Here is a 23,158-nt window from a genome sequence, read left to right on the forward strand (position 1 = left end):
CCTCCGCACCCTCTGGGCACGGATCCTCGCGCTGCCGCCGGGCAGGCGTCGGCCGGTGGTCGGGGTCGGCTTCCCGGCCCGGATGTCGAGGGCTGGGTCGGCCGGGTTACCGTTCGTTAAGGTGAAGGCCCGTGAAGCCGGTGAAAGGTGTGCGCTGATGAGCTCTCGTATTCGGGTCGTCGTCGCCAAGCCCGGCCTGGACGGCCACGACCGGGGCGCGAAGGTCGTCGCGCGCGCCCTGCGGGATGCCGGGATGGAGGTCGTCTACACCGGCCTGCACCAGACCCCCGAGCAGATCGTGGAGGCCGCCATCCAGGAGGACGCCGATGCGGTCGGCCTGTCCGTTCTCTCCGGCGCGCACATGACCCTCTTCCGGCGGGTGCTGGAACTGCTCGGTGAGCGGGATGCCCGCGACATCGTCGTGTTCGGCGGCGGCATCATCCCGAACGACGACATCCCCGAGTTGGAGAAGATGGGCGTCGCGAAGATCTTCACGCCGGGCGCCACCACTCAGGCGATTGTCGAGTGGGTCCGGGAGAACGTCGCGCAGCCGGTTTCCTGAAGCGCGCCGGACGTCTTCTCCGACGCTCGCCGCTCGCCTTTCCTGAAGCTCGCGGAGACGCCGGCGACGGCTCGCGGAGACGCCGGCGACCGGAGTCCGGGCACGGGGGAGGGGCCGGACGCACCCCTCACACGTCCGGCCCCTCTATGCACGATGCCCCGCCGCCACCCCTCGACCGACAGGGCATCGGCCGTCTCCCGTCATCGCGCTGTTCAGCGCTCCGACACCTGACTCAACGACGCCCCCACGGCCGGGTTACGCAAGCTGGGCAACATCGCCCGGACGGAGGATGGCGTCCGCGTCCTGAGCGGAAACCGGCCCCGCCGGATGTCCGCTTGTGCATTACCGCACACCGCGCACCCGCTCGGTTGCCGGTGGTGCCGACCTCGCTAGGCTGCGGCCAATGGCCTGTTTCAAGTGATGACAGGCGTCAAACTGTTTTCTGAACGCTGGTGGCGGCGCGACGGCGCGCCGCGGAGACGGGACGGGACGCGCAAACGTGGACCTGTACGAGTACCAGGGGCGGGACCTGTTCGAGCGGCACGGCTTGCCCGTGCTGGCCGGCGGCGTCGCCACTACCCCGGAAGAGGCCCGTGCGATCGCCGAACGCCTCGGCGGTCGCGTGGTCGTCAAGGCGCAGGTGAAGGTCGGCGGCCGAGGCAAGGCCGGCGGCGTCAAGCTGGCCGAGGGCGCCGAGGAGACGGTGGCCCGCGCCACCGACATCCTCGGCATGGACATCAAGGGTCACACCGTCCACAAGGTCATGATCACGGTGACCGCGGACGTGGCCGAGGAGTACTACTTCTCGTACCTGCTCGACCGGGCGAACCGCACCTTCCTCTGCATCGCCAGCGTCGCCGGTGGCATGGACATCGAGCAGGTCGCCGCCGAGACCCCGGACCGGGTCGTGAAGGCACCGATCGACGCCGTGAAGGGCGTGGACGAGGCCAAGGCCCGCGAGATCGTGACCGCCGCCGGCTTCCCGGCCGAGGTCGCCGACCAGGTGGTCGAGGTGGCGGTCGGCCTGTGGCAGGCGTTCGTCGCCGAGGACGCCACGCTGGTCGAGGTCAACCCGCTGGCCAAGAACGGCGACGGCCGGCTGCTGCTGCTCGACGCCAAGATCAGCCTGGACGAGAACGCGGCGTTCCGGCACCCGGACCACGAGGCGCTCGTCGACCAGGCCGCCGTGGACCCGCTGGAGCAGGCCGCCAAGGCCAAGGACCTCAACTACGTCAAGCTCGACGGCGAGGTCGGCATCATCGGCAACGGCGCGGGTTTGGTCATGTCGACCCTCGACGTGGTCGCGTACGCCGGCGAGCGGCACGGCAACGTCAAGCCCGCGAACTTCCTCGACATCGGCGGCGGCGCGAGTGCCGCGGTGATGGCGAACGGGCTGGAGATCGTGCTCTCCGACCCGGCCGTGAAGAGCGTCTTCGTCAACGTCTTCGGTGGCATCACCGCCTGCGACGAGGTGGCGAACGGCATCATCCAGGCGCTGGCCCTGCTGGAGCAGCGTGGCGAGCAGGTCACCAAGCCGCTCGTCGTCCGTCTGGACGGCAACAACGCGGAGGCTGGCCGGGCGATCCTGGACAGCGCGAACAACCCGCTCGTGCAGCGGGTGGACACCATGGACGGTGCGGCCGAGCGGGCCGCCGAGCTGGCAGCTGCGGGGGTCTGATCATGGCTATCTGGCTGACCAAGGACTCGAAGGTCATCGTCCAGGGGATGACCGGTTCCGAGGGTTCCAAGCACACCCGGCGGATGCTCGCCGCCGGCACCAACGTGGTGGGCGGCGTCAACCCGCGCAAGGCGGGTCAGACCGTCGACTTCGACGGCACCGAGCTGCCGGTCTTCGCGTCCGTCGCGGACGCCATGGCCGAGACCGGGGCCGACGTCACGGTCATCTTCGTGCCGCCGCAGTTCACCAAGGCCGCTGTGGTCGAGGCGATCGACGCCGCGATCCCGCTGGCCGTGGTGATCACCGAGGGCGTGCCGGTGCACGACACCGCGTCGTTCTGGGCGTACAACGTCTCGCAGGGCGAGCGGACCCGGATCATCGGGCCGAACTGCCCGGGCATCGCCTCGCCCGGCGCGTCCAACGCCGGCATCATCCCGGCCGACATCACCGGCTCCGGCCGCATCGGCCTGGTCAGCAAGAGCGGCACGCTGACCTACCAGATGATGTACGAGCTGCGCGACATCGGCTTCTCCACCTGCGTCGGCATCGGCGGTGACCCGATCATCGGGACCACCCACATCGACGCCCTGGCGGCGTTCGAGGCCGACCCGGAGACCGACGCCATCGTGATGATCGGTGAGATCGGTGGCGACGCCGAGGAGCGGGCCGCCGAATTCATCAAGGCCAACGTCACCAAGCCGGTCGTCGGCTACATCGCCGGCTTCACCGCGCCTCCCGGCAAGACCATGGGTCACGCCGGGGCGATCATCTCCGGCTCGGCCGGCACCGCCGAGGCGAAGCAGGCGGCGCTGGAGGCGGTCGGCGTCAAGGTCGGCAAGACGCCGACCGAGACCGCGAACCTGATGCGGGAGATCATGTCCGGCAGCTGAGCCGGCAGGACAGGCGGAAGGGGGTCGACCGCAACGGTCGGCCCCCTTCGGCGTACGGGAAACTCAGTCGTTCCAGAACGGGTAGTTGCCGGTCAGCCGCAGGATCGACCCACCGATGATGTTGATCACGCCGAACACGATGGCGAGGTACCCGAGCACCGGCGACTGCCCGTAACGCCGAGCGTCGCGGATGGACAGATAGCCGAAGATGATGCCGAGGATGCCGCAGCAGATCAGCCCCAGCACGATGCCGAGCACACCCCACAGCGTCGTCCGGTCCCGCCCCCGGGCCGGTGGGGGCGGGGGTGGCGGATATGCGGTCGTCACAGCTACCTCCGGCGGTCGTGGGCGACGTGCCGACCGGACCGCGACCGGCGGGCCCGACCCGGGCGGCGACGACTCACGCCCTCTGGGCCGAGGCTAGACCGAGCCGGGTGACCTGGACGCCAGTTCGCTGAACAAGCCGCCCCCGGTGCCGCAACGACAGAAGCGCCCGTCCCCGCGCGCTCGGCGCTGCCCGCGCGCTCCCTCCCGCCCGCGCGCTCCCGCCCAAGCGCTCGGCGTCAAGATCCGCGCAGTATCGGGGATGTTGCTGTGTCCCGCGTGTCGGAGGCAGCAACATCCCCGATGTTGTGAGGATCTTGGCGCGGGGCGCGGGGCGCGGGGCGCGGGGCGCGGGGCGCGGGGCGCGGGGCGCGGGGCGCGGGGCGCGGGGCGCGGGGCGCGGGGCGCGGGGCGCGGGGCGCGGGGCGCGGGGCGCGGGGCGCGGGGCGCGGGGCGCGCAGCGGTGTGACGGTGCAGCGGTGTGACGGTGCAGCGGTGCGACGGTGCAGCGGTGCGACGGTGCAGCGGTGCGACGGTGCAGCGGTGCGACGGCGCGGGAGCGTCGGCGGCGGGTGGGGGTGCTCGCCGGACCGCCGTTCGGACTCGGCCTCGACCCGACAGCCCTTATGAAACGCGCCCCAGGAGGGGTTAACGGACTGCCACCGCCCGCCCGACGTGCCAGAGTAGAGCGGATGTCCCCCGTCACCCCTGACCGTCCCAGCCGTCCCGGTGGTGTGAGCGCCGACGACCGGCCGGTCGACCGTGCCGCGCCGGCGCGGCGGGTGCCCGCGCCCCGCGCGGGTGGGTCGCCGCGCGGACGTGCGCCGTTGCCCGTCGCCGCCGGGGTGGCGGCCGGTTGGGCTGCCCTCACCTCCTACCTGCCGGTCGCCATCGTGCTCGGCCTGGTCCAGCTCGGCACCGACTCGACGACCCTGACCGGCACCCTGCGTACGGCGTTGGCCGGCTGGCTGCTCGGCCACGGGGTGCCGCTGCACACCGACTCCGGTCCGCTCGGGCTCGCCCCGCTGGCGCTGACCGTGCTCGCGCTCTGGCGGCTCAGCCGAGCCGGCGTGCACGTCAGCCGCGCGATCGGCGCCCGGGACACCCGCTCACCGCGTCGGGCAATGGTCGCCGCGGGTGCGGTCGGCGTCGCGTACGCGCTGTTCGGCGTGCTCGCGGCGGTGCTGATCGGCACCGGAGGGCCGGAGGTGTCCGCGATCCGGGCGGGTGCCACGTTCGCGGTGGTGGGCACATTCGCCGCCCTGGTCGGCGCCGTCCGGATCACCGCAGTGACCCGGGTGCTCGTCGCCCGGATACCGGGCCCGGTCCGGGACGGCGTTCGCACCGGCCTGGTGGCGGGGTTGCTGTTGCTCGGCGCGGGTGCCGGTGCGGCGGGCCTGGCGGTGGCCACCGGTGGGGGCGACGCGGCGGACATGATCGGGGCGTACCGGACGGGGGTCGCCGGTCAGGCCGGGATCACGCTGGTCAGCGTCGCGTACGCGCCGAATGCGGCGATCTGGTCCACCAGCTACCTCCTCGGGCCGGGCTTCGCGGTCGGCACCGACACCGCGGTCCGTACCAGTGAGGTGTCGGTCGGGGCGTTGCCGGCCGTGCCTCTGCTCGCCGGTCTGCCGCGCGGCCCGGTGGACGGCCTGGGCGCCCTGCTGCTCGCGGTGCCGGTGTTGGTCGGGATGGTCGCGGGCTGGCTGCTCGCCCGCCGGGTGGCCCGACTCGCCGGCCCGGAGCGGGCCCCGCAGCGCTGGGCGGAGGTGCTGACACCGGCGGTGCTGGCCGGGCCGGTGGCCGGTGTGCTGCTCGGTCTGGCCGCGGCGATCTCCGGTGGGCCGCTGGGGGCCGGTCGGCTGGCGCAGGTCGGGCCGGTGGGCTGGCAGGTGGGCGGGGTGGCGACCGCCGTCATCGCAGTCGGTGCGCTGCTCGGCGCTGCCGCCACCCGGGCGCTCACCCGCTCAGCCGCTCAGTAGACGAGCCCGGGGCGCCCCGGACGGAATCCGGAACGCCCCGTGGATGCGGGATTCGTCAGGGGTTGGTCGGCAGGCCGACGTTCAGCGCGACGCTCAGGATGATCGAGATGACGCCGAGCGCGACGCCGACGGCACCACAGATCAGGCCGGCCTTGGCCTGCCCGGCGTTGCTGGCCTGCCCCTGCGCCGCCTTCTGCCGACCCAGGTAGCCGGTCACGGCGCCGCCGATGCCGACCGGGATGCCCAGCAGCGGGCAGCAGGCCAGCGGGATCGACGCGATGCCGAGGATCAGCGCCACCAGGCCGAGGGTGTTGTTCTGTCCCTGACCCTGCGGGTAGCCGGCGTTCGGGTACGTCGGACCGCCGCCGTACTGCGGCTGCTGCTGGCCGTACGGATCCTGGTACGGCTGCTGCTGGCCGTAGGGCTGACCGGACGTCGGCTGCTGACCGTACGGAGCGGCCGGCGGCTGGCCGTACGGGTTCTGCGGCGGCTGGGGCGCGGTCGGGTCGTTGGGCTGCTGGCCGTACGGGTCCTGGCCGGGGTTACCGGGTTGCATGCACAAGCTCCTTGAACTGGTTCCGTCAGTTGCTGCTGTTGTTTCCACCCATGATCGCTGTCACTCCTCGGAATGCACAGCGGAGGATCACGACGACATCGCGGTGACGCTGTCGATCGACGTCTGGCGTTGGCCGATCGGTGCGGGCGCGGACCGGCGCGGCTTTCGGCCGAGCGAGCGGCAGCGTACCGGGTCGGTGCACGTCGACGCTGTCAAAGATCGGCGCGCCGCCCAGCCGAAGGGCGTCCTGACCTGCCCGATAGGGTGGCCCGGTGACCGAGCCCGCGCCTGTCGCCCGCATCGTCGTCCTCCTCTCCGGCTCCGGCAGCAACCTCCAGTCGTTGCTGGACGCCGCCGCCGACCCCGCGTACGGCGCGCAGGTCGTCGCGGTCGGCGCGGACCGTGACGGCATCGCGGGCCTGGACCGGGCCGAGGCCGCCGGGGTGCCGACCTTCGTGGAGCGGGTCCGTGACCACGACACACGGGAGGACTGGGACCGGGCGCTCACCGCGCACGTCGCGAAGCACCAGCCCGACCTGGTCATCTCCGCCGGTTTCCTCAAGCTGGTCGGGCCGCACTTCCTCGCCGCCTTCGGCGACCGCTACCTGAACACCCACAACACCCTGCTGCCGGCGTTCCCCGGCATCCACGGCCCGCGTGACGCGCTCGCCTACGGCGTGAAGCTCACCGGGGCCACCCTCTTCTTCGTCGACGCCGGCATGGACACCGGGCCGATCGTCGCGCAGGTCGCGGTGCCGGTGCTCGACGACGACGACGTGGACACGCTCACCGAGCGCATCAAGGAAGCCGAGCGGCGCCAGCTCGTCGAGCAGGTCGGCCGCCTGGTCCGCGAAGGCTGGACCATCACCGGAAGGAAGGTCACGGTTCCGTGAGTCCCACTCAGGACGGGCGCCGCCCGATCAGGCGGGCGCTGGTCAGCGTCTACGACAAGACCGGGTTGGTCGAGCTGGCCCAGGCCCTGCACGCCGCCGGGGTGGAGATCGTGTCCACCGGCAGCACGGCGGGCACCATCGCCGCCGCGGGTGTGCCGGTGACGCCGGTGGAGACGGTGACCGGGTTCCCCGAGGTGCTCGACGGCCGGGTGAAGACCCTGCACCCGAAGGTGCACGCTGGTCTCCTCGCCGACCTCCGCAAGGACACCCACGTCACGCAGCTCGACGAGCTGGGGGTGGCGGCGTTCGACCTGCTGGTCTCCAACCTCTACCCGTTCCAGGCGACGGTCGCCTCCGGCGCCGGTGTCGAGGAGTGCGTGGAGCAGATCGACATCGGCGGCCCGGCGATGGTGCGGGCCGCGGCCAAGAACCACGCCTCGGTCGCCGTGCTCACCGACCCGTCCGGTTACCCGGCTCTCCTCGGCGCGCTCGACGAGGGCGGTTTCACAGTGGCCCAGCGTCGCGCGCTGGCCGCCCGGGCGTTCGCCGACATCGCCGAGTACGACGTGGCGGTGGCCCGGTGGTGTGCCCGGGAGTTGGCCCCGGCCGACGACACCTGGCCGGCGTTCGCCGGTTCGGCGCTGCGCAAGTCGACTGTGCTGCGGTACGGGGAGAACCCGCACCAGCCCGCCGCGCTCTACACCGACCCGGACGCTCCGGCGGGGTTGGCCCAGGCCGAGCAGTTGCACGGCAAGGAGATGTCGTACAACAACTATGTCGACGCGGACGCCGCCTGGCGGGCCGCGAACGACTTCGCCGACCAGCCGGCGGTGGCGATCATCAAGCACGCGAACCCGTGCGGCATCGCGGTCGGCGCGGACGTGGCCGAGGCGCACCGCCGGGCGCACGCCTGTGATCCGGTGTCGGCGTTCGGCGGTGTCATCGCGGTCAACCGGCCCGTCTCGGTCGAGATGGCCCGGCAGGTGGCGGACATCTTCACCGAGGTGGTGGTCGCCCCCGGCTTCGACGAGGGTGCGGTCGAGGTGCTGCAGGGCAAGAAGAACATCCGGCTGCTGCGCGCACCGGCCTGGACCCCGGCGACCGTCGAGTGGCGGCCGGTGACCGGTGGCGTCCTGACCCAGGTCGCCGACCGGGTGGACGCCCCCGGCGACGACCCGTCCAACTGGCAGTTGGCGACCGGCGAGGCTGCTGACGAGGAGTTGCTGCGCGACCTGGCGTTCGCGTGGCGGGCGGTCCGGGCGGTGAAGAGCAACGCGATCCTGCTCGCCAAGGACGGTGCCACCGTCGGCGTCGGCATGGGTCAGGTCAACCGGGTGGACTCGGCGCAGCTCGCGGTGAGCCGGGCCGGTGCCGACCGGGCCCGGGGTTCGGTGGCCGCCTCGGACGCCTTCTTCCCGTTCGCCGACGGTCCGCAGATCCTCATCGACGCCGGCGTGCGCGCCATCGTCCAGCCCGGCGGCTCCATCCGCGACGAAGAGGTCATCGAAGCGGCCCGAAAGGCCAACGTCACGATGTACCTGACGGGAACCCGCCACTTCTTCCACTGACCGCTCGGCACTCCGTCGATCATGAAGTTATCGCCCTGACACGCCGACGTGCAGGGCGCTAACTTCATGATCAACGCAAGGGGGTCAGGGGGTGGCCGGGCGGAGTTCGGCGAAGTGGCAGGCGGACGGGTGCGGTTCCGCAGCCCTCGGCACCGTTGCCGGGTCCTCCACGGCGCAGATGTCCTGAGCCTTCCAGCAGCGGGTCCGGAAGTGGCATCCGCTCGGCGGGTCGGCCGGGCTGGGCACGTCACCGACCAGCCGGATCATGGTGCGCTGGTCGCGGGCCTCCGGGTCGGGCACCGGCACGGCGGAGAGCAGAGCCTGGGTGTACGGGTGGGTGGCCCGCTCGTAGATCTCGTCCTCGGTGCCGATCTCCACGATCCGACCGAGGTACATCACCGCGACCCGGTCGGCGATGTGCCGCACCACGGACAGGTCGTGGGCGATGAAGATGTACGACAGCCCCAGCTCGTCCTGCAACTGCTTGAGCAGGTTGATCACCTGGGCCTGGATGGAGACGTCCAGCGCCGACACCGGCTCGTCGCAGACGATCACGTCGGGCCGCAGCGCGAGCGCCCGGGCGATGCCGATGCGCTGGCGCTGACCGCCGGAGAACTGGTGCGGGTACCGGTTGATGTGTTCCGGGTTGAGCCCGACCAGGTCCAACAGCTCCTGGACGCGCTGCTGCTTGCTGCCCTTGGGTGCGGCATCCGGGTGGATCTCGAACGGCTCGCCGATGATGTCGCCGACCGTCATCCGCGGGTTCAGCGAGGTGTACGGGTCCTGCATCACCATCTGCATGTTGCGACGCACCCGGCGCAGCTCGCCGCCGGATGCCTTGAACAGGTCCCGGCCCTCCAGCGTGGCGCTGCCCGAGGTGGGCGTCTCCAATCGCATCAGCAGCCGGGCGAGGGTGGACTTTCCGCAGCCGGACTCGCCGACGACACCCAGTGTCTCGCCCCGACGCAGCTCGAAGCTCACCCCGTCGACGGCCTTGACCGCGCCGACCTGCCGCTGGAACAGCACGCCCTGGGTGATCGGGAAGTGCTTCACCAGGTTGTCGACGGAGAGGATCGCCTCGCCGCGGACCTTGGTGGGGTTAGCGGGCGACGCTGTCATCACGGACCTCCTGCGCGAAGTGGCAAGCGCTGGTCCGGCCGTCGCCGAGGACCAGGTCGTGCGGCACGACGTCCACGCAGACCTGCTGGACGTACGGGCACCGGGGGTGGAACGGGCAGCCGGACGGGATGCGCATCAGGTTCGGCGGCAACCCCTTGATCGTCGACAGCTCCTCGCCACGGACGTCCAGGCGCGGGATCGACTCCAACAACCCCTTGGTGTACGGGTGGGCCGGCGCCTTGTATAGCGAGTGGACGTCGGCGTGCTCGACGATCCGACCGGCGTACATGACGGCGATCCGGTCCGCGACACCGGCGACCACACCCAGGTCGTGGGTGATCAGGATCATCGCCATGTTGAGTTCGCGGCGCAGGTCGGCCAGCAGGTCCATGATCTGGGCCTGGACCGTCACGTCGAGCGCCGTGGTGGGCTCGTCGGCGATCAACACCTTCGGGTCCAGCGCCAGCGCCATGGCGATCATGACGCGCTGCCGCATGCCACCGGAGAACTGGTGCGGGTAGTCGCCGATCCGCTTGGCGGCGCCGGGGATCTTGACCAGGTCCATCAACTCGATGGCGCGCCGCCGGGCGTCGGCCCGGGACATGCCGGCCCGCTGGCGCAGCGTCTCGCCGATCTGCCAGCCGACCGGGAACACCGGGTTCAGGGCGGAGAGCGCGTCCTGGAAGATCATCGCGATCTCCTTGCCGCGTACCTGCCGACGCTGCTCCTCGGAGCGGGTGAGCAGGTCCTGACCCTGGTAGAGGATCTGGCCGGAGCGGACGAACGCGGGCGGGGTGTCCAGGATGCCCATGATCGCCTGGGCGGTCACCGACTTGCCCGAGCCGGACTCGCCGAGCACGGCGAGTGTCTCGCCGGCGTCCAGGTGGTACGACACGCCGTTGATCACCCGGGCCACGCCCTCGTTGGTGCGGAACTCGACGTGCAGGTCCCGCAACTCCAGTAGGTGGCCGCCCTCGGGCGTGGTGGAGGCGGGCGTGGGTTGGACGGTCATGACAGTGCCTGCCTTTCGCTCGCGGCTGCGGGGCTCGCTTCGCTCACTCCTCGCGCTCGCATGTGAATCACCGCAGCTTCGGGTCGAAGGCGTCACGGATCGCGTCGCCGAGCATGATGAACGCCAGCACGGTCAGCGCGAGGAACGCCGACGGGACGATCAACGGGGTGGCCGCCTCCCGCATGTGGATCCGGCCGGTGTCGATGTCCTGACCCCAGGAGATGGTCGGTGCCTTCAGACCGATGCCCAGGAAGGAGAGCGTCGCCTCGGCGGCGATGAACGAGCCGAGCGCGATGGTCAGCACGACGATGACCGGTGCCAGCGAGTTGGGCAGGATGTGCCGCCACATGATCCGGCTGTTGCCGGCACCGAGCATCCGGGCCGCCGCGACGTAGTCCTGCTCCTTGGCGGTGATCACCGAGGAACGGACCACCCGGGCGGCGGTGGTCCAGCCGAGGAGGGCCAGCACGAAGACGACCGCGCCGATCCGCGCCCACTGGCTGTCGCTGGACACCCGCTTGAGCAGCACGATCGCGGCCAGCAGCAGCGGGATGCCGAGCACGATGTCGATCACCCGGGAGAGCACGGCGTCGACCCACCGGCCGAAGTAACCGGCCAACATGCCGATGACCAGGGCGATGATCCCGGTGCCGAGCGCGGCGAGCGCGCCGACCAGCAGCGAGGCCCGGGTGCCGTAGACCGCCCGGGAGTACGTGTCGCACCCCTGGAAGTCGTACCCGAAGATCGCCCCGCCGGACGGCCCGGCGTGCTGCCGGGACAGCAGGCAGTCGTTCGGGTTGTTGGCGGTGAACACACCGGGGATCAGCGCCATCAGCGTGAAGATGACGACCAGCGACAGCGAGATCCAGAAGATCGGGTTGCGGCGCAGGTCGCGCCAGGCGTCTCCGGCCAGGCTGCGGGGCTTGTTCGGGGCGCCGACCTGGTTGGGTGTGCCCGGCTCCCCGGAGGGGCCACGCCGTGCGGCCTGGTTCTCGCTGGCCGCCACGGTTTCGAAATCGCTCATGCCGGCACCTCGCTGCGCTCACTCATAGCGGATCCTCGGGTCGAGTACGGCGTACAGGACGTCAACCACCAGGTTCGAGACCAGGTAGACCACGACGAGCACACTGACGATGCCCACCACCAGGGGGCCGTCCTCGGTGCGGATGCCGCGGAAGAGGTTGAACCCCACGCCGGGGATGTTGAAGACGCCCTCGGTGATGATCGCGCCGCTCATCAGGTTGCCCAGTTCGACACCGAGGAAGGTGACGACCGGGATGAGCGAGTTGCGCAGCACGTGGACGATGACGATGCGGCGCTTGACCAGCCCCTTCGACCGGGCGGTCCGGACGTAGTCGGCACGCAGGTTCTCCGCCACCGAGGCGCGGGTGAGTCGCAACGCGGTGGCCAGCGACAACGAGCCGAGCACGATGCCCGGCAGCAGGAGCGCGTAGAACGAGGGGTCGGAACCGGCGGTGGGCGGGAAGAGCTGCCACTTGACGCCCAGGAAGAACTGCGCCAACGGTGCCAGCACGATGGTCGGGATGCCCAGGACCAGCAGGGTCAGCACCAGCGTCGAGTTGTCGAAGATGCTGGCCCGGCGGATACCGGCGATCACCCCGGCGCTGACCCCGAAGATGATCGCCACGGCGAGCGCGATGAGCGCGAGCTGTACGGTGACCGGCCAGGCCTGTTCGAGGATGTCGCCGATGCTCCGACCGGTGAGCGACTCGCCCAGGTTGCCCTGGAGCAGGTTCTTCACGTAGTCGAAGTAGCGGTAGAAGAAGCCGCCGACGCCCGTGGCGTCCAGGTGGTACTTCTCGGTCAGGTAGGCCCGTTGGGCCGGCGTCACCGGTCGTTCGCCGGCGAGCGCCTGGATCGGGTCACCCTGCCCGGCGAATGTCAGCGCGTAGACGATCAGGGTGGTCCCGAAGAACGCCAGGACCATCTGCAGTAGGCGCCGCAAGATGTAGCGGAACATGCTTAGCAGTCTCTCCGGAAATGTGCGAAAGGGTCGCAGGACGGCATCTCTGGTCGTACCCGAAATATCTCCAGACGTGCCGTCCGGCCCGGGGGAGCCGGCACCACCGGGCCGGGCTCGCTGCTGCGGCCCGGCCCCCGGTGGTGCGGTCCGGGCCACCCGGGCATCGTCGCCCGGGTGGCCCGCACCATGGTCAGCTCAGCTGGCCGCTTCGATCTTGACGAGGTTGACCCGCTGGAACAGGTCCATCTCCACGTTCTTGACCTTGGACGAGTGGCCGAACACGTTCTCGCCGAAGCGGAGCGGGATCACCGGCATGTCCTTGGCCAGGATGTCCTCCGCCTGCTGGTACTTGGCGATCGCCTCGTCCTGCGTCTTGGCGGCGGAACCCTCCTTGACCAGCTTGTCGAACTCCGGGTTGCTGTAGCCGTAGTAGTTCGACGAGCCGTTCGTGCTGTACAGCGGGCCGAGGTAGTCCTCCATGGTCGGGTAGTCCATGACCCAACCCATCCGGAACGCACCCACCGGCGTCTTCTTCTCGACCTTGGTCAGCAGGTCGGCGAACTTCGGCTCGGCCACGCCGACGGCGTCCACGCCCAGGTTGGTCTTGAGCTGGTTGACCGTGGCGTCGACCCAGTCCTTGTGCCCGCCGTCACCGTTGTACGAGATGACGATCTTCGAGGGACCACCGGCGGCCTGGTAGAGCTTCTTGGCCTCGGTCGGGTTGAACTCGGCGGCCGTGCCCGCGGTGTTCTCCCGGTAGCCCGGCAGGACCGGCGAGACGAAGGAGCGCGCGGACTGCTGCGAGCCCTTGAAGACCGACTTGGTGATCTCGTCGCGGTCGATCGCCATCGAGATGGCCTTGCGGACGTCCGGGTTGCTGTAGTCCTTGTCGAACGTCGGGAACGCCAGGAACTGGAACGACGACATCGGGCTGGTCTGGTACCGGTCGCCCAGGTCGCTCGGCGCGGTGCTCAGGCTCTCGGTCGGGATCGTCGGCAGCACGTCCAGGTTGTCCGCCAGGACGTCCGCGTACGCCGCGGTGAGCTGCTGGTAGATCCGGAACTCGATGTTCTTGACCTTGGGCTTCTCACCCGGGTAGGCGTCGTACCGCTCGACCTCGATCTTGCTGTCGTGCTGCCAGGTGCCCTTCATCTTGAAGGGGCCCTGCCCGATCGGGGCCTGCTCGTAGGAGTCCTTCAGCACGCCCGGGGCCGAGAACGCGGCGTCCGGCATCGGGTAGAACGAGGTGTAACCGAGCACCGTCTTGAAGTCGATGTACGGCTCGGAGAGCGTCACGGTGAAGGTGAGGTCGTCGACCTTCTTCAGACCGGACATCTCCTTGGCCTTGGGCGTCTTGCCCTGCAGGTCCGCGTAGCCGGCGATCTTCTCGAAGAAGTAGTTGCTGTCCTGGCCGTTGGGGGCGTACGCGCCGTAGTTCCAGGCGTTGATGTAGTCCTCGGCCGTGACCTTCTCACCGTTGTGGAAGGTGAAGCCGTCCTTGAGCTTGATCGTCCAGACCTTGTTGTCGGACGAGGTGACCGACTGGGCGGCGACCTCGTACGGCTTGTTCTGGGCGTCGTAGTCGACGAGCGGGCTGAACAGGCCGGTGAGCACCTGCGCGCCGGACGTCTCGGTGGTGTTCGTGGGAACCAGGTGCTTCGGCTCGCCGATCTGGATGCTGACCGCCGAACTGCCGCTGCCGCCGGAACCCCCGTCGCCGCCGCTGCCGCAGGCCGCGAGGCCCAGCGTCACCGCGAGCGGGAGGGCGGTCCAGGCGGCGAGTCTACGAACTCGCATTGAGCCTCCTCATCTCCTCACGCTGCGCAGTCAGGCCCGACGCTGGGTTTACGCTGCGCAACAAGCGGCAACGGTAGGTCGGCGGCGAGGCTTCGGCAACGACGCGGTTGCGGGTGGGTAACGGTCTGAGGTCGAGTCTCTTGTCGAGCCGTCTTCGGCCTGCTACGTCAAACCGTACGAAACGTCATCTGCCTGCGAATAGGCGGCTGCTTTCGAGTCCGGTCGTGGCGGTCTGGATCGTGCTGGCAATCGCTGGGGCGTCCATCCGGGTTTGGCCGGCCGCACCCACGACGTCTGGTTCGATGGTGACCGAAAGAACATCTGTTCGCAGAGAGTGACTAGTAACACGTCACGGATGGTCACATTCGCTGATGGTGATCAAGGGCGTGGTGGGGCGCCCGATCGAGGTCGTCGGAACCGCGGGCGGCGGCCGTGAGACGATCGGGTCGTGACGGCGACGCTTCTGGACGGCAAGGCAACCGCGGCAGAGATCAAGGACGAGCTGCGAATTCGGGTGAAGGCACTCGCGGAACGCGGCATCACCCCCGGGCTGGGCACCGTCCTGGTCGGGGCGGACCCGGGCAGTCAGGCGTACGTCAACGGCAAGCACCGTGACTGCGCCGAGGTGGGCATCGCCTCGATCCGCCGGGAACTGCCGACCGACGCCACCCAGCAGCAGGTCGACGACGTGCTGGCCGAGCTGAACGCCGACCCGGCGTGCCACGGCTACATCGTCCAGCTGCCGCTGCCCGCCCACCTCGACACCCAGCGCGTGCTGGAGCTGATCGACCCGGACAAGGACGCCGACGGCCTGCACCCGGTCAACCTGGGTCGGCTCGTCCTCGGCTACGACGGCCCGCTGCCCTGCACCCCGCGCGGCATCGTCGAGTTGCTCCGCCGTCACGACGTGGCGCTGCGCGGCGCCACCGTCGCCGTCGTCGGCCGGGGCAACACCGTCGGACGACCGCTCGGCCTGCTGCTCACCCGTCGCTCCGAGAACGCCACCGTCACCCTGTGCCATACCGGCACCCTCGATCTCGCCTCGCACACCCGGGCCGCCGACATCGTCATCGTCGCGGCCGGCGTACCGGGGCTGCTCACCCCCGACATGATCAACCCGGGGGCGGTGGTGGTGGACGTCGGCATCACGCGGGTGATCGGTGCGGACGGCAAGGGCCGCTACACCGGCGACGTGGACCCGGAGGTGGCCGAGACGGCCGGCGCGCTGGTCCCGATGCCCGGTGGTGTCGGGCCGATGACCCGGGCCATGCTGCTCACCAACGTGGTGGAGCGCGCGGAGCGCGGCTGACCGGTGCGCCGGTGACGCCGGTGACGTTCGCCCCATCCCGGCGATGCCCGCCGCCCCTGGCCTGATCGGTGCCAGGATGACTGATACGGTCCGGAAAACCGACTGGTATCAGGGAGTGGGACGACCATGGGTAAGAAGGTCACTGTCGTCGGGGCTGGCTTCTACGGCTCTACCACCGCACAGCGCCTGGCCGAGTACGACGTCTTCGACACCGTAGTGATCACCGACATCGTGGAGGGCAAGCCCGCGGGCCTCGCGCTCGACCTCAACCAGTCGCGGGCCATCGAGGGCTTCGAGACCAAGGTCGTCGGCGTGACCACCGGCCCCAACGGCGAGGGCTACGAGGCGATCGAGGGCTCCGACGTCGTCGTGATCACCGCCGGCCTGCCGCGCAAGCCCGGCATGAGCCGGATGGACCTGCTGGAGACCAACGCCAAGATCGTTCGCCAGGTCGCCGAGAACGTCGCCAAGTACGCCCCGAACGCCGTCGTCATCGTCGTCTCCAACCCGCTGGACGAGATGACCGCGCTGGCGCAGATCGCCACCCAGTTCCCCAAGAACCGGGTGCTCGGCCAGGCCGGCATGCTCGACACCGCCCGGTTCAGCAACTTCGTCGCCGAGGCGCTGAACGTGCCGGTGGCGTCGGTACGCACGCTGACCCTCGGCTCGCACGGCGACACCATGGTCCCGGTGCCGTCGAAGAGCACCGTCAACGGCAAGCCGCTGCGTGACGCGATGCCGGCCGAGCAGATCGAGGAGCTGGTCGTCAAGACCCGCAACGGTGGCGCCGAGGTGGTCGCGCTGCTCAAGACCGGCTCGGCGTACTACGCCCCGTCGGCCGCCGCGGCCCGGATGGCGAAGGCTGTCGCCGAGGACTCCGGCGAGGTCATGCCGGTCTGCGCCTGGGTCGACGGCGAGTACGGCATCTCCGGCGTCTACCTGGGCGTCGAGGCGGAGATCGGTGCCGAGGGCGTCAAGCGGGTCGTCGAGACCGACCTGGACGCCGACGAGCGCGCCAGCCTCCTGGAGGCGGCCGAAGCCGTCCGCGCGAAGCAGGGCGACATCTCCAGCATGTAGTTCCCCGAACCAGACCACGTGAAGGGCCCGCCGGCTGCGCCGGCGGGCCCTTCACCGTCCCACCCACCCACGCACAGGCGCCCTCGGTTGATCATGGAGTTAGCGGCAGGGGTGGAGATCGAAAAGCCCGTCAAGGTCATGATCAACCGCTCCGGGGGTGGGGGTCAGGCGGTGGGTAGGGGGTGGGGGTCAGGGGGCAGGGGGTGAAGGGGGTGCCTAGGTGGGGGGTGGCCAGCAGGGTGGGGGAGTGGGTGCGGAGGGTGGTCAGGCGGGAGGCGCGGGCTTGCTCCGGGTCCTCCTCGTGGGCGTACGCCAGGTCGGGGTCGACCAGCTGCACCATGTGCACCAGCAGGTCACCGGTGAGCAGCATCCGTTCGTCGGCCGAGGTCAGGAGCACCGACTGGTGGCCTGGGGTGTGGCCGGGAGTGGGCAGGAGGCGTACCGCCGGGGTGAGGCTCGTCTCGCCGTCGACCACCCGGAGCCGGCCGGCGGCGCGCAACGGCGCGATCAGGCCGGTCGGCAGTCCCGGGTTGAGGGTTTCGGCCGCGTCCACCTCGGCGCGCTGCACCAGGTAGCTCGCGTTCGGGAAGTACGGCCTGCCGGGCGTGCCGGTGACGGCCCAGCCGATGTGGTCGCTGTGCAGGTGGGTCAGCACGACAGTCTCGACGTCGGTCGGGTCGATGCCGGCGGCGGCCAGTTCGGCGGGCATCCGGCCGGGTACCGGCGCCCAACTCGCGGCGGGCGCGTCGGCCGGGCCGATCCCCGCGTCGACCAGGGTGACCGGCCCGTCGCCGGAGCGGATCGCGAAGCTGCGGAACGGCAGCCACCACTGCCCGTCGGCGGTGACCGAGGCGGGGTCGCGCCGGTCGGCCTCCGCCCAGTGCGCCGCCGTGGCATGCGGAAACGCCTCGGCGCGGGGTTGGAAGAAGGCACCCTCGCCGTCGGTGAGGGCGGTGACCGTGATAGACCCGAGGGTGCGGCTCAGTGGCATCGCGTCATGATCCAGGGAGTTTCTGCGCCGCGCAGCCCGGTTTCCGCCGGTCGGTCGAGGCCGGCTGGGGGTCGCCGCCCCAATTGCAGTACGCTCGTACTGCTTGAGCACGTGTCCCCCGAGAGGAGCGCCGGCCGATGGCGAAGATCAAGGTAAACAACCCGGTCGTGGAGCTCGACGGCGACGAGATGACCCGGATCATCTGGAAGCAGATCCGGGAGCAGCTGATCCTGCCCTACCTCGACGTCGACCTGCACTACTACGACCTGTCGATCCAGTACCGCGACGAGACCGACGACCAGGTCACCATCGACGCCGCCAACGCCATCAAGGAGCACGGCGTCGGCGTCAAGTGCGCGACCATCACCCCGGACGAGGCCCGGGTGGAGGAGTTCGGCCTGAAGAAGATGTGGCGGTCGCCCAACGGCACCATCCGCAACATCCTCGGCGGCGTCGTCTTCCGCGAGCCGATCATCATGTCCAACGTGCCGCGGCTGGTGCCCGGCTGGACCAAGCCGATCATCATCGGCCGGCACGCCCACGGTGACCAGTACAAGGCCACCGACTTCGTCGTCCCCGGCCCGGGCACGGTGACCATCACCTACACCCCGGCCGACGGCGGCGCGCCGATGGAGATGGAGGTCGCCGACTTCCCGGGCGGCGGCATCGCCATGGGCATGTACAACTACGACGAGTCGATCCGGGACTTCGCCCGGGCGTCCTTCCGGTACGGCCTGGACCGCAACTACCCGGTCTACATGTCGACCAAGAACACCATCCTCAAGGCGTACGACGGCCGGTTCAAGGACATCTTCGCCGAGGTGTTCGAGGCCGAGTTCAAGGCCGAGTTCGACGCCGCCGGCCTCACCTACGAGCACCGGCTCATCGACGACATGGTCGCCGCCGCGCTCAAGTGGGAGGGTGGCTACGTCTGGGCCTGCAAGAACTACGACGGTGACGTGCAGTCCGACACCGTCGCGCAGGGCTTCGGCTCGCTGGGTCTGATGACCTCGGTGCTGCTCTCCCCGGACGGCCGGACCGTCGAGGCCGAGGCCGCGCACGGCACTGTCACCCGGCACTACCGGCAGTACCAGAAGGGCGAGAAGACCTCGACCAACCCGATCGCGTCGATCTACGCCTGGACCCGGGGCCTGGCCCACCGGGGCAAGCTGGACGGCACCCCGGCGGTCACCGAGTTCGCCAACACCCTGGAGCAGGTCATCGTCGACACCGTCGAGGGCGGCCAGATGACCAAGGACCTCGCGCTGCTCATCTCGCGCGACGCCCCGTGGCTGACCACCGACGAGTTCATGAACGCGCTCGACGAAAACCTGGCCCGTAAGCTCTCCGCCTGATCCAGGCGTACCGCGTCATCGGAGCCCGCCGGCCACCCGCCGGCGGGCTTCGGCGTGTCCGGCGGTGCCACGCCGATCGGCGTCACCGCCGTCGGCGCGCCTCGTTGACCAGGATGGACGAGATGCCAGTCGCGTCCAGGAAGGTTGACCTCGGTCGACCCGCGGCACCCGTGCGCCGATCAGCCAGCCTTCCCGGCTGTGCCGTGCACAGCCAGCCGTCCCTTCCCTGCGGGGGGCCCTGTCCCGGGCCCCCCGCGCCCTGTTTCCCGCCCGCCCTGTTCCGGCCCGCTCAGGGTCGCGCAGGCTCAGGTAGCGCGGAGCATCTCGGCGGCCCGCTCCGGGGCGATGTCGTTGATGAAGACACCCATCCCGGACTCGGAGCCCGCCAGGTACTTCAGCTTGTCCTTGGCGCGCCGGATGCTGAACAGCTGTAGGTGCAGGTGGCCGAGGCCCCGGTCGATCCGCACCGGTGCCTGGTGCCACGCCGAGATATAGGGCATCGGCATGTCGAACAGGCCGTCGAAGCGGCGCAGCAGATCCAGGTAGAGCGGCCCGAAGGCGTCCCGCTCGCTGTCACTGAGCGCCGGGATGTCCGGCACCACCCGGCGAGGCGCGACGTGCACCTCGAACGGCCAGCGGGCAGCCGCCGGGACGAACGCCGTCCAGTGCTCGTTCTCGGCCACCACCCGTTCGCCGGCGGCGCGCTCGGCGGCCAGCACGTCCGCGTACAGGTTGCCCCCGCCGGTCCGCTCCGCGTGTCGGCGGGAGGCGGCCAGCAGCGCGCGGGTGCGCGGCGTCACGAAGGGGTACGCGTAGATCTGCCCGTGCGGGTGGTGCAGCGTGACGCCGATCTCGACGCCGCGGTTCTCGAAGCAGAAGACCTGCTCCACACCGGGCAGTTCGCCGAGCACCTCGGTGCGGTCGGCGAGCGCGTCCAGCACGGTACGCACCCGACGCGGCGGCAGGCCGGCGAAGGAGGCGTTGTGGTCCGAGGTGAAGCACACCACCTCGCAGCGGCCGAGGCCCGGCCGGACCGACGTGAACGGGGTGATCGCCCCGGGCTCGTCGGCGACCCGGCCGCTCAGCGACGGGAACCGGTTCTCGAAGACCACCACGTCGTAGTCGGGGGCGGGGATCTCGGTCAGCCGGTCGCCCACCGACGGGTCGAGCGGGCACTCGTTCGCCGGCGGCAGGAAGATCCGGGTCTGCCGGTGGACGGCGACGGCCACCCACTCGTCGGTCAGCGGGTCGTAGCGCAGCTGGGACGCGGGAGGCGGTGGTGGCAGGTCACGGCGGTCGGGCTGGTCGCGGACGGCGTCGTCGCGCTCGTCGAAGTAGATCAGCTCCCGGCCGTCGGCCAGGTCGATCGCGGTGCGCTTCACTACGCCGTCCCCTCACTCGTCGGCGTGCGCGTCGCGCGGCCCGCCCCTGTCGCCTTCACCATGATCAATTCGCCCACCTGTTCGCCGAGTACCCGTCGAGCGGGTGGAGGCAACCGGTCGTCGCTGACCAGTACGTGTGCCGCGGCCAGCTCGACGATCGAGGAGATGCCCACGGTGCCCCACTTGGTGTGGTCGGCGAGCACCACCAGCCGGTCCGCCGCGGCCACGAGCGCCCGGTCGGTCTCGGCCTCCATCAGGTTCGGGGTGGTGAAGCCGGCCCGCTCGGAGATCCCGTGGACGCCCAGGAAGAGCAGGTCCAGGTGCAGCGACCGGACCGCCCCGACCGCGAGGGGGCCGACCAGCGCGTCCGACGGTGTGCGTACGCCTCCGGTGAGCACCACCGTCTGGTCCGGCCGGCCTCCGGCGTGCAGGATCTCGGCCACCGGCAACGAGTTGGTCACCACGGTCAGGCCGGGCACGTCCACCAGCCTGCGGGCCAGTTCGGCGGTGGTGGTGCCGGCGGAGAGGGCGACCGCCGCACCGGGGCGGACCAGGTGGGCGGCGTGCTCGGCGATGGCGGCCTTCTCCGGCGACTGACGGACCGACTTGGCGTGGAAGCCCGGCTCGTCGGTCGAGCCCGGCCCGGCTGTCGTGGCGCCGCCGTGCACCTTGGCCAGCAGGCCGCGTTCGTGCAGCGCCTCCAGGTCGCGCCGGATGGTCATGTCGGAGACGCCGAACTCGGTGGCCAGCTCGCTCACCCGAACGCCGCCGGTCGACCGGACCCGCTCCAGGATGGCCGCCTGCCGCTGCTGAGCGAGCATCGCCGTGCCTCCCGAGAACCCCGTACTCTCACGCGGTCAAACGTGTTCCAACAAGAATGAACACTAGCGCGTAGCCGGCAGCGGTGGAAGGAACGGGGTACGGCGACCCCTCAGGAGGACGCGATCTTCAACTCCACCCAGCCGGTCTCGGTCAGGTGGTGAAGCACCGCCTGCACCGCGTCCGGCACGCTCAGGTCGGTCGTGTCGAGCACCAGGTCGGCGTCGGTCGGCTCCTCGTACGGGTCGTCGATGCCGGTCATCCCGGTGAGCAGGCCGGCGCGCGCCCGCGCGTACAGGCCCTTGCGGTCCCGGCGTTCGCACACCTCCAGCGGGGTGGCCACGTGCACCAGCACGAAACCCGCCCCGGCGGCCAGGGCCATCTCCCGGGCCGTGGCGCGAGCCGCCGCGTACGGGGCGATCGGGCAGCAGATGCCCACCCCACGGTGCCGGGCGACCTCGGCGGCCACCCAACCGATCCGCCGGACGTTGAGATCCCGGTCGGTCTTGCTGAAGCCCAGCCCGGCGGAGAGTTCCCGGCGCACCACGTCCCCGTCGAGCAGGGTCACCGTGCGGTCGCCGCTCTCCCGCAGAGCGTCCGCCAGCCCTCGGGCGATCGTCGACTTGCCCGAACCGGAGAGGCCGGTCAGGAAGACCACCAACCCCCGGTGCCGGCGCGGCGGTCGGGCCCGGGCCAACTCCCTCGCCACGGCCGGCGGGGTGTGCCACTCGGGCAGCGGGAAGCCCCGGTCGAGCAGGTCGTCGATCTCCTGCTGGGTGAGGGCGAGCCGGCGGTTACGCGGTGGGATGTCCTCCCGCCAACGCCACTGCCCGTCCCGGTTGTCGTACGCGAGTTCCCGCGGCACGAGCACCCGCAGCCCGGCGCCGGAGAGCATCTCCCCGGTGGAGAGCAGGTGGGTCACCCCGTACGCGGCGGAGACCCGGGCACGCAGCAGCGCGTCGCTGATCTCCTCGCGTCGGTGCGACAGGGGCACCGCGACCAGGGTCGCCGGCGGCATCCGGTCGCGGGCGGCGAAGATGGCGCGGACCAGCGCCTCCGGCGGGAGACCACCGGCGCCACCCTCACCCACCGGGATCATCACCAGCAGGTGCGCGGCCAGGGTGCGGGCGGCATGGGCGATCTGGGCGAGCTGTGGACGATGCAGTGGCCGGTCGGCGATGACCCCGAGCACCCGGCCCGGAGGCAGCAGCGCACGGACCTCCTCCGGCTCGCGGCGCAGCCGCTGGAACGGGCCGTGGCCACCGTCGCCCAGTCGCCGGACCGGGCCACCGACCCCGGCGATGCCGTCGCGCACCTGCCAGACGTCCGCCACGTCCAGAGCGGCCGCCGGTGCACCCTCGCCGTCGGTCAGCACCAACGCCCGACGGGCCGGGTCACGGGGGTCGAAGCTCTGCGCCAGGGCGGCCGGCACCTGGAGTGTCACCGCGACCTGCCACGGCGCGCCGTCGGCCAAGCGGCCGCGTCGACTGACCGAGACCAGGTCGGCGCGGGTCATGAAGCCGTTCAGCGGGGCGTACGCGCCGGTCAGCAGCAGCTCAAGATCCGCGAGTTCACCCGGACGCGGCGTGTACGCCGGTGCGTCCCGCAGCACCTCGTCGGGCAGCACCCAACCGTTGCTCATCCACACCCCCCACTCGCTGACCGGCACACAGTTTCGCAGCCCACCGCCGATCGGTCGAGAGCGCCACTCCACGACGCCGGGGGACAGGATCGACGCCGATCCGTCGCCACCCGCACGCACCCTCGCCCGTCCGCCCGTCCGTGACCTCGTGCCGTGGCGACCAACCGCCGGATTGCCGCCCACTGAACGGAAGATGAATCGTCCCACCCGCGACGGGC

20 protein-coding genes are annotated in these 23,158 nt (G+C 70.8%); 9 read left to right on the plus strand and 11 right to left on the minus strand.

All coding sequences use genetic code 11. From position 1 onward, the window contains the following. The first annotated feature begins 157 nt into the window (after window positions 1-157). The 3 genes from O7617_RS16645 to sucD all read left to right on the plus strand — a co-directional run bounded on the left by O7617_RS16645 (window position 158) and on the right by sucD (window position 3,130). Entirely contained in the window at window positions 158-562 is a 405-nt protein-coding gene (locus O7617_RS16645) for a cobalamin B12-binding domain-containing protein (protein ID WP_282264555.1), read from the plus strand. Between the two features lie 499 nt (window positions 563-1,061). Next, on the plus strand, window positions 1,062-2,240 hold the full coding sequence (gene sucC, locus O7617_RS16650; RefSeq protein WP_282264556.1) for an ADP-forming succinate--CoA ligase subunit beta: 1,179 nt from the start codon (window positions 1,062-1,064) through the stop codon (window positions 2,238-2,240). 2 nt (window positions 2,241-2,242) lie between these two features. Beyond that, a complete protein-coding gene (gene sucD / locus O7617_RS16655) occupies window positions 2,243-3,130 on the plus strand; it encodes a succinate--CoA ligase subunit alpha (RefSeq protein WP_282264557.1) in 888 nt (295 codons plus the stop codon). 63 nt (window positions 3,131-3,193) lie between these two features. On the opposite strand, the gene O7617_RS16660 is transcribed toward sucD, so the two are convergent. Next, window positions 3,194-3,457, minus strand: coding sequence for a DUF4190 domain-containing protein (locus tag O7617_RS16660; protein ID WP_282264558.1), 264 nt, complete (start codon window positions 3,455-3,457; stop codon window positions 3,194-3,196). A gap of 689 nt (window positions 3,458-4,146) precedes the next feature. Here O7617_RS16660 and O7617_RS16665 point away from each other — a divergent pair. Beyond that, entirely contained in the window at window positions 4,147-5,436 is a 1,290-nt protein-coding gene (locus tag O7617_RS16665) for a DUF6350 family protein (protein WP_282264559.1), read from the plus strand. Between the two features lie 55 nt (window positions 5,437-5,491). Here the strand turns inward: O7617_RS16665 and O7617_RS16670 are convergent, their stop codons facing one another. Further along, on the minus strand, window positions 5,492-5,992 hold the full coding sequence (locus tag O7617_RS16670; RefSeq protein ID WP_282264560.1) for a DUF4190 domain-containing protein: 501 nt from the start codon (window positions 5,990-5,992) through the stop codon (window positions 5,492-5,494). A gap of 272 nt (window positions 5,993-6,264) precedes the next feature. Between O7617_RS16670 and purN the strand changes: the two genes are divergently transcribed. Next, window positions 6,265-6,885: a phosphoribosylglycinamide formyltransferase gene (purN, locus tag O7617_RS16675; protein WP_282264561.1), complete on the plus strand. Its 621-nt coding sequence runs from the start codon at window positions 6,265-6,267 to the stop codon at window positions 6,883-6,885. Continuing rightward, a complete protein-coding gene (gene purH, locus O7617_RS16680) occupies window positions 6,882-8,453 on the plus strand; it encodes a bifunctional phosphoribosylaminoimidazolecarboxamide formyltransferase/IMP cyclohydrolase (protein ID WP_282264562.1) in 1,572 nt (523 codons plus the stop codon). Before purN ends, purH begins: the two co-directional genes overlap by 4 nt. A gap of 84 nt (window positions 8,454-8,537) precedes the next feature. Here purH and O7617_RS16685 read toward each other — a convergent pair whose 3' ends face one another. The 5 genes from O7617_RS16685 to O7617_RS16705 form a co-directional block, all read right to left on the minus strand. Next, on the minus strand, window positions 8,538-9,572 hold the full coding sequence (locus O7617_RS16685) for a dipeptide ABC transporter ATP-binding protein (RefSeq protein ID WP_282264563.1): 1,035 nt from the start codon (window positions 9,570-9,572) through the stop codon (window positions 8,538-8,540). Further along, entirely contained in the window at window positions 9,553-10,584 is a 1,032-nt protein-coding gene (locus O7617_RS16690) for an ABC transporter ATP-binding protein (RefSeq protein WP_282264564.1), read from the minus strand. Before O7617_RS16690 ends, O7617_RS16685 begins: the two co-directional genes overlap by 20 nt. A gap of 67 nt (window positions 10,585-10,651) precedes the next feature. Beyond that, on the minus strand, window positions 10,652-11,608 hold the full coding sequence (locus O7617_RS16695) for an ABC transporter permease (protein ID WP_282264565.1): 957 nt from the start codon (window positions 11,606-11,608) through the stop codon (window positions 10,652-10,654). Between the two features lie 18 nt (window positions 11,609-11,626). Then, on the minus strand, window positions 11,627-12,565 hold the full coding sequence (locus O7617_RS16700; protein WP_282264566.1) for an ABC transporter permease: 939 nt from the start codon (window positions 12,563-12,565) through the stop codon (window positions 11,627-11,629). 198 nt (window positions 12,566-12,763) lie between these two features. Continuing rightward, window positions 12,764-14,365: an ABC transporter substrate-binding protein gene (locus O7617_RS16705; protein ID WP_282264567.1), complete on the minus strand. Its 1,602-nt coding sequence runs from the start codon at window positions 14,363-14,365 to the stop codon at window positions 12,764-12,766. Between the two features lie 448 nt (window positions 14,366-14,813). Here O7617_RS16705 and O7617_RS16710 point away from each other — a divergent pair, with 448 nt between their 5' ends. Together O7617_RS16710 and O7617_RS16715 are read left to right on the plus strand one after the other, a co-directional pair. Continuing rightward, entirely contained in the window at window positions 14,814-15,674 is an 861-nt protein-coding gene (locus O7617_RS16710; protein ID WP_282264568.1) for a bifunctional methylenetetrahydrofolate dehydrogenase/methenyltetrahydrofolate cyclohydrolase, read from the plus strand. Between the two features lie 126 nt (window positions 15,675-15,800). After that, the gene (locus O7617_RS16715) at window positions 15,801-16,751 is read left to right on the plus strand and encodes a malate dehydrogenase (protein WP_282264569.1); all 951 of its coding nucleotides are present in this window, start codon (window positions 15,801-15,803) and stop codon (window positions 16,749-16,751) included. Window positions 16,752-16,893: 142 nt separating this feature from the next. On the opposite strand, the gene O7617_RS16720 is transcribed toward O7617_RS16715, so the two are convergent. Next, window positions 16,894-17,742: an MBL fold metallo-hydrolase gene (locus tag O7617_RS16720; protein WP_282264570.1), complete on the minus strand. Its 849-nt coding sequence runs from the start codon at window positions 17,740-17,742 to the stop codon at window positions 16,894-16,896. Window positions 17,743-17,879: 137 nt separating this feature from the next. On the opposite strand from O7617_RS16720, the gene O7617_RS16725 reads away from it, so the two are divergent. Further along, window positions 17,880-19,097 (plus strand): NADP-dependent isocitrate dehydrogenase, encoded by a 1,218-nt coding sequence (locus O7617_RS16725; protein ID WP_282264571.1) that lies wholly within the window; start codon window positions 17,880-17,882, stop codon window positions 19,095-19,097. A 305-nt stretch (window positions 19,098-19,402) separates the two neighbouring features. Here O7617_RS16725 and galT read toward each other — a convergent pair whose 3' ends face one another. From galT to cysC, 3 genes are all read right to left on the minus strand, one after another. Further along, window positions 19,403-20,479 carry a galactose-1-phosphate uridylyltransferase gene (galT, locus tag O7617_RS16730; protein WP_282264572.1) on the minus strand — a complete coding sequence of 359 codons (1,077 nt, stop codon included), beginning with the start codon at window positions 20,477-20,479 and terminating at the stop codon, window positions 19,403-19,405. Continuing rightward, window positions 20,479-21,300, minus strand: a complete 822-nt coding sequence (locus O7617_RS16735; RefSeq protein WP_282264573.1) for a DeoR/GlpR family DNA-binding transcription regulator — start codon at window positions 21,298-21,300, stop codon at window positions 20,479-20,481. The genes galT and O7617_RS16735 overlap by 1 nt, the downstream gene beginning before the upstream one ends. Before the next feature lie 110 nt (window positions 21,301-21,410). Continuing rightward, window positions 21,411-22,940 (minus strand): adenylyl-sulfate kinase, encoded by a 1,530-nt coding sequence (gene cysC, locus O7617_RS16740; RefSeq protein WP_282264574.1) that lies wholly within the window; start codon window positions 22,938-22,940, stop codon window positions 21,411-21,413. Window positions 22,941-23,158: the final 218 nt, after the last annotated feature.

The organism is Micromonospora sp. WMMD1155 (assembly GCF_029581275.1).
Lineage (GTDB): Bacteria > Actinomycetota > Actinomycetes > Mycobacteriales > Micromonosporaceae > Micromonospora.

What these genes read in the sequence shown, in the direction of transcription:
- O7617_RS16700 (WP_282264566.1), bottom strand. Translation starts at nt 12,565, where the DNA reads ATGTTCCGCTACATCTTGCGGCGCCTACTGCAGATGGTCCTGGCGTTC.
- O7617_RS16685 (WP_282264563.1), bottom strand. Translation starts at nt 9,572, where the DNA reads ATGACAGCGTCGCCCGCTAACCCCACCAAGGTCCGCGGCGAGGCGATC.
- O7617_RS16715 (WP_282264569.1), top strand. Translation starts at nt 15,801, where the DNA reads ATGGGTAAGAAGGTCACTGTCGTCGGGGCTGGCTTCTACGGCTCTACC.
- O7617_RS16735 (WP_282264573.1), bottom strand. Translation starts at nt 21,300, where the DNA reads ATGCTCGCTCAGCAGCGGCAGGCGGCCATCCTGGAGCGGGTCCGGTCG.
- cysC (WP_282264574.1), bottom strand. Translation starts at nt 22,940, where the DNA reads ATGAGCAACGGTTGGGTGCTGCCCGACGAGGTGCTGCGGGACGCACCG.
- O7617_RS16670 (WP_282264560.1), bottom strand. Translation starts at nt 5,992, where the DNA reads ATGCAACCCGGTAACCCCGGCCAGGACCCGTACGGCCAGCAGCCCAAC.
- O7617_RS16665 (WP_282264559.1), top strand. Translation starts at nt 4,147, where the DNA reads ATGTCCCCCGTCACCCCTGACCGTCCCAGCCGTCCCGGTGGTGTGAGC.
- sucD (WP_282264557.1), top strand. Translation starts at nt 2,243, where the DNA reads ATGGCTATCTGGCTGACCAAGGACTCGAAGGTCATCGTCCAGGGGATG.
- O7617_RS16695 (WP_282264565.1), bottom strand. Translation starts at nt 11,608, where the DNA reads ATGAGCGATTTCGAAACCGTGGCGGCCAGCGAGAACCAGGCCGCACGG.
- O7617_RS16645 (WP_282264555.1), top strand. Translation starts at nt 158, where the DNA reads ATGAGCTCTCGTATTCGGGTCGTCGTCGCCAAGCCCGGCCTGGACGGC.
- O7617_RS16725 (WP_282264571.1), top strand. Translation starts at nt 17,880, where the DNA reads ATGGCGAAGATCAAGGTAAACAACCCGGTCGTGGAGCTCGACGGCGAC.
- O7617_RS16690 (WP_282264564.1), bottom strand. Translation starts at nt 10,584, where the DNA reads ATGACCGTCCAACCCACGCCCGCCTCCACCACGCCCGAGGGCGGCCAC.
- O7617_RS16720 (WP_282264570.1), bottom strand. Translation starts at nt 17,742, where the DNA reads ATGCCACTGAGCCGCACCCTCGGGTCTATCACGGTCACCGCCCTCACC.
- O7617_RS16705 (WP_282264567.1), bottom strand. Translation starts at nt 14,365, where the DNA reads ATGCGAGTTCGTAGACTCGCCGCCTGGACCGCCCTCCCGCTCGCGGTG.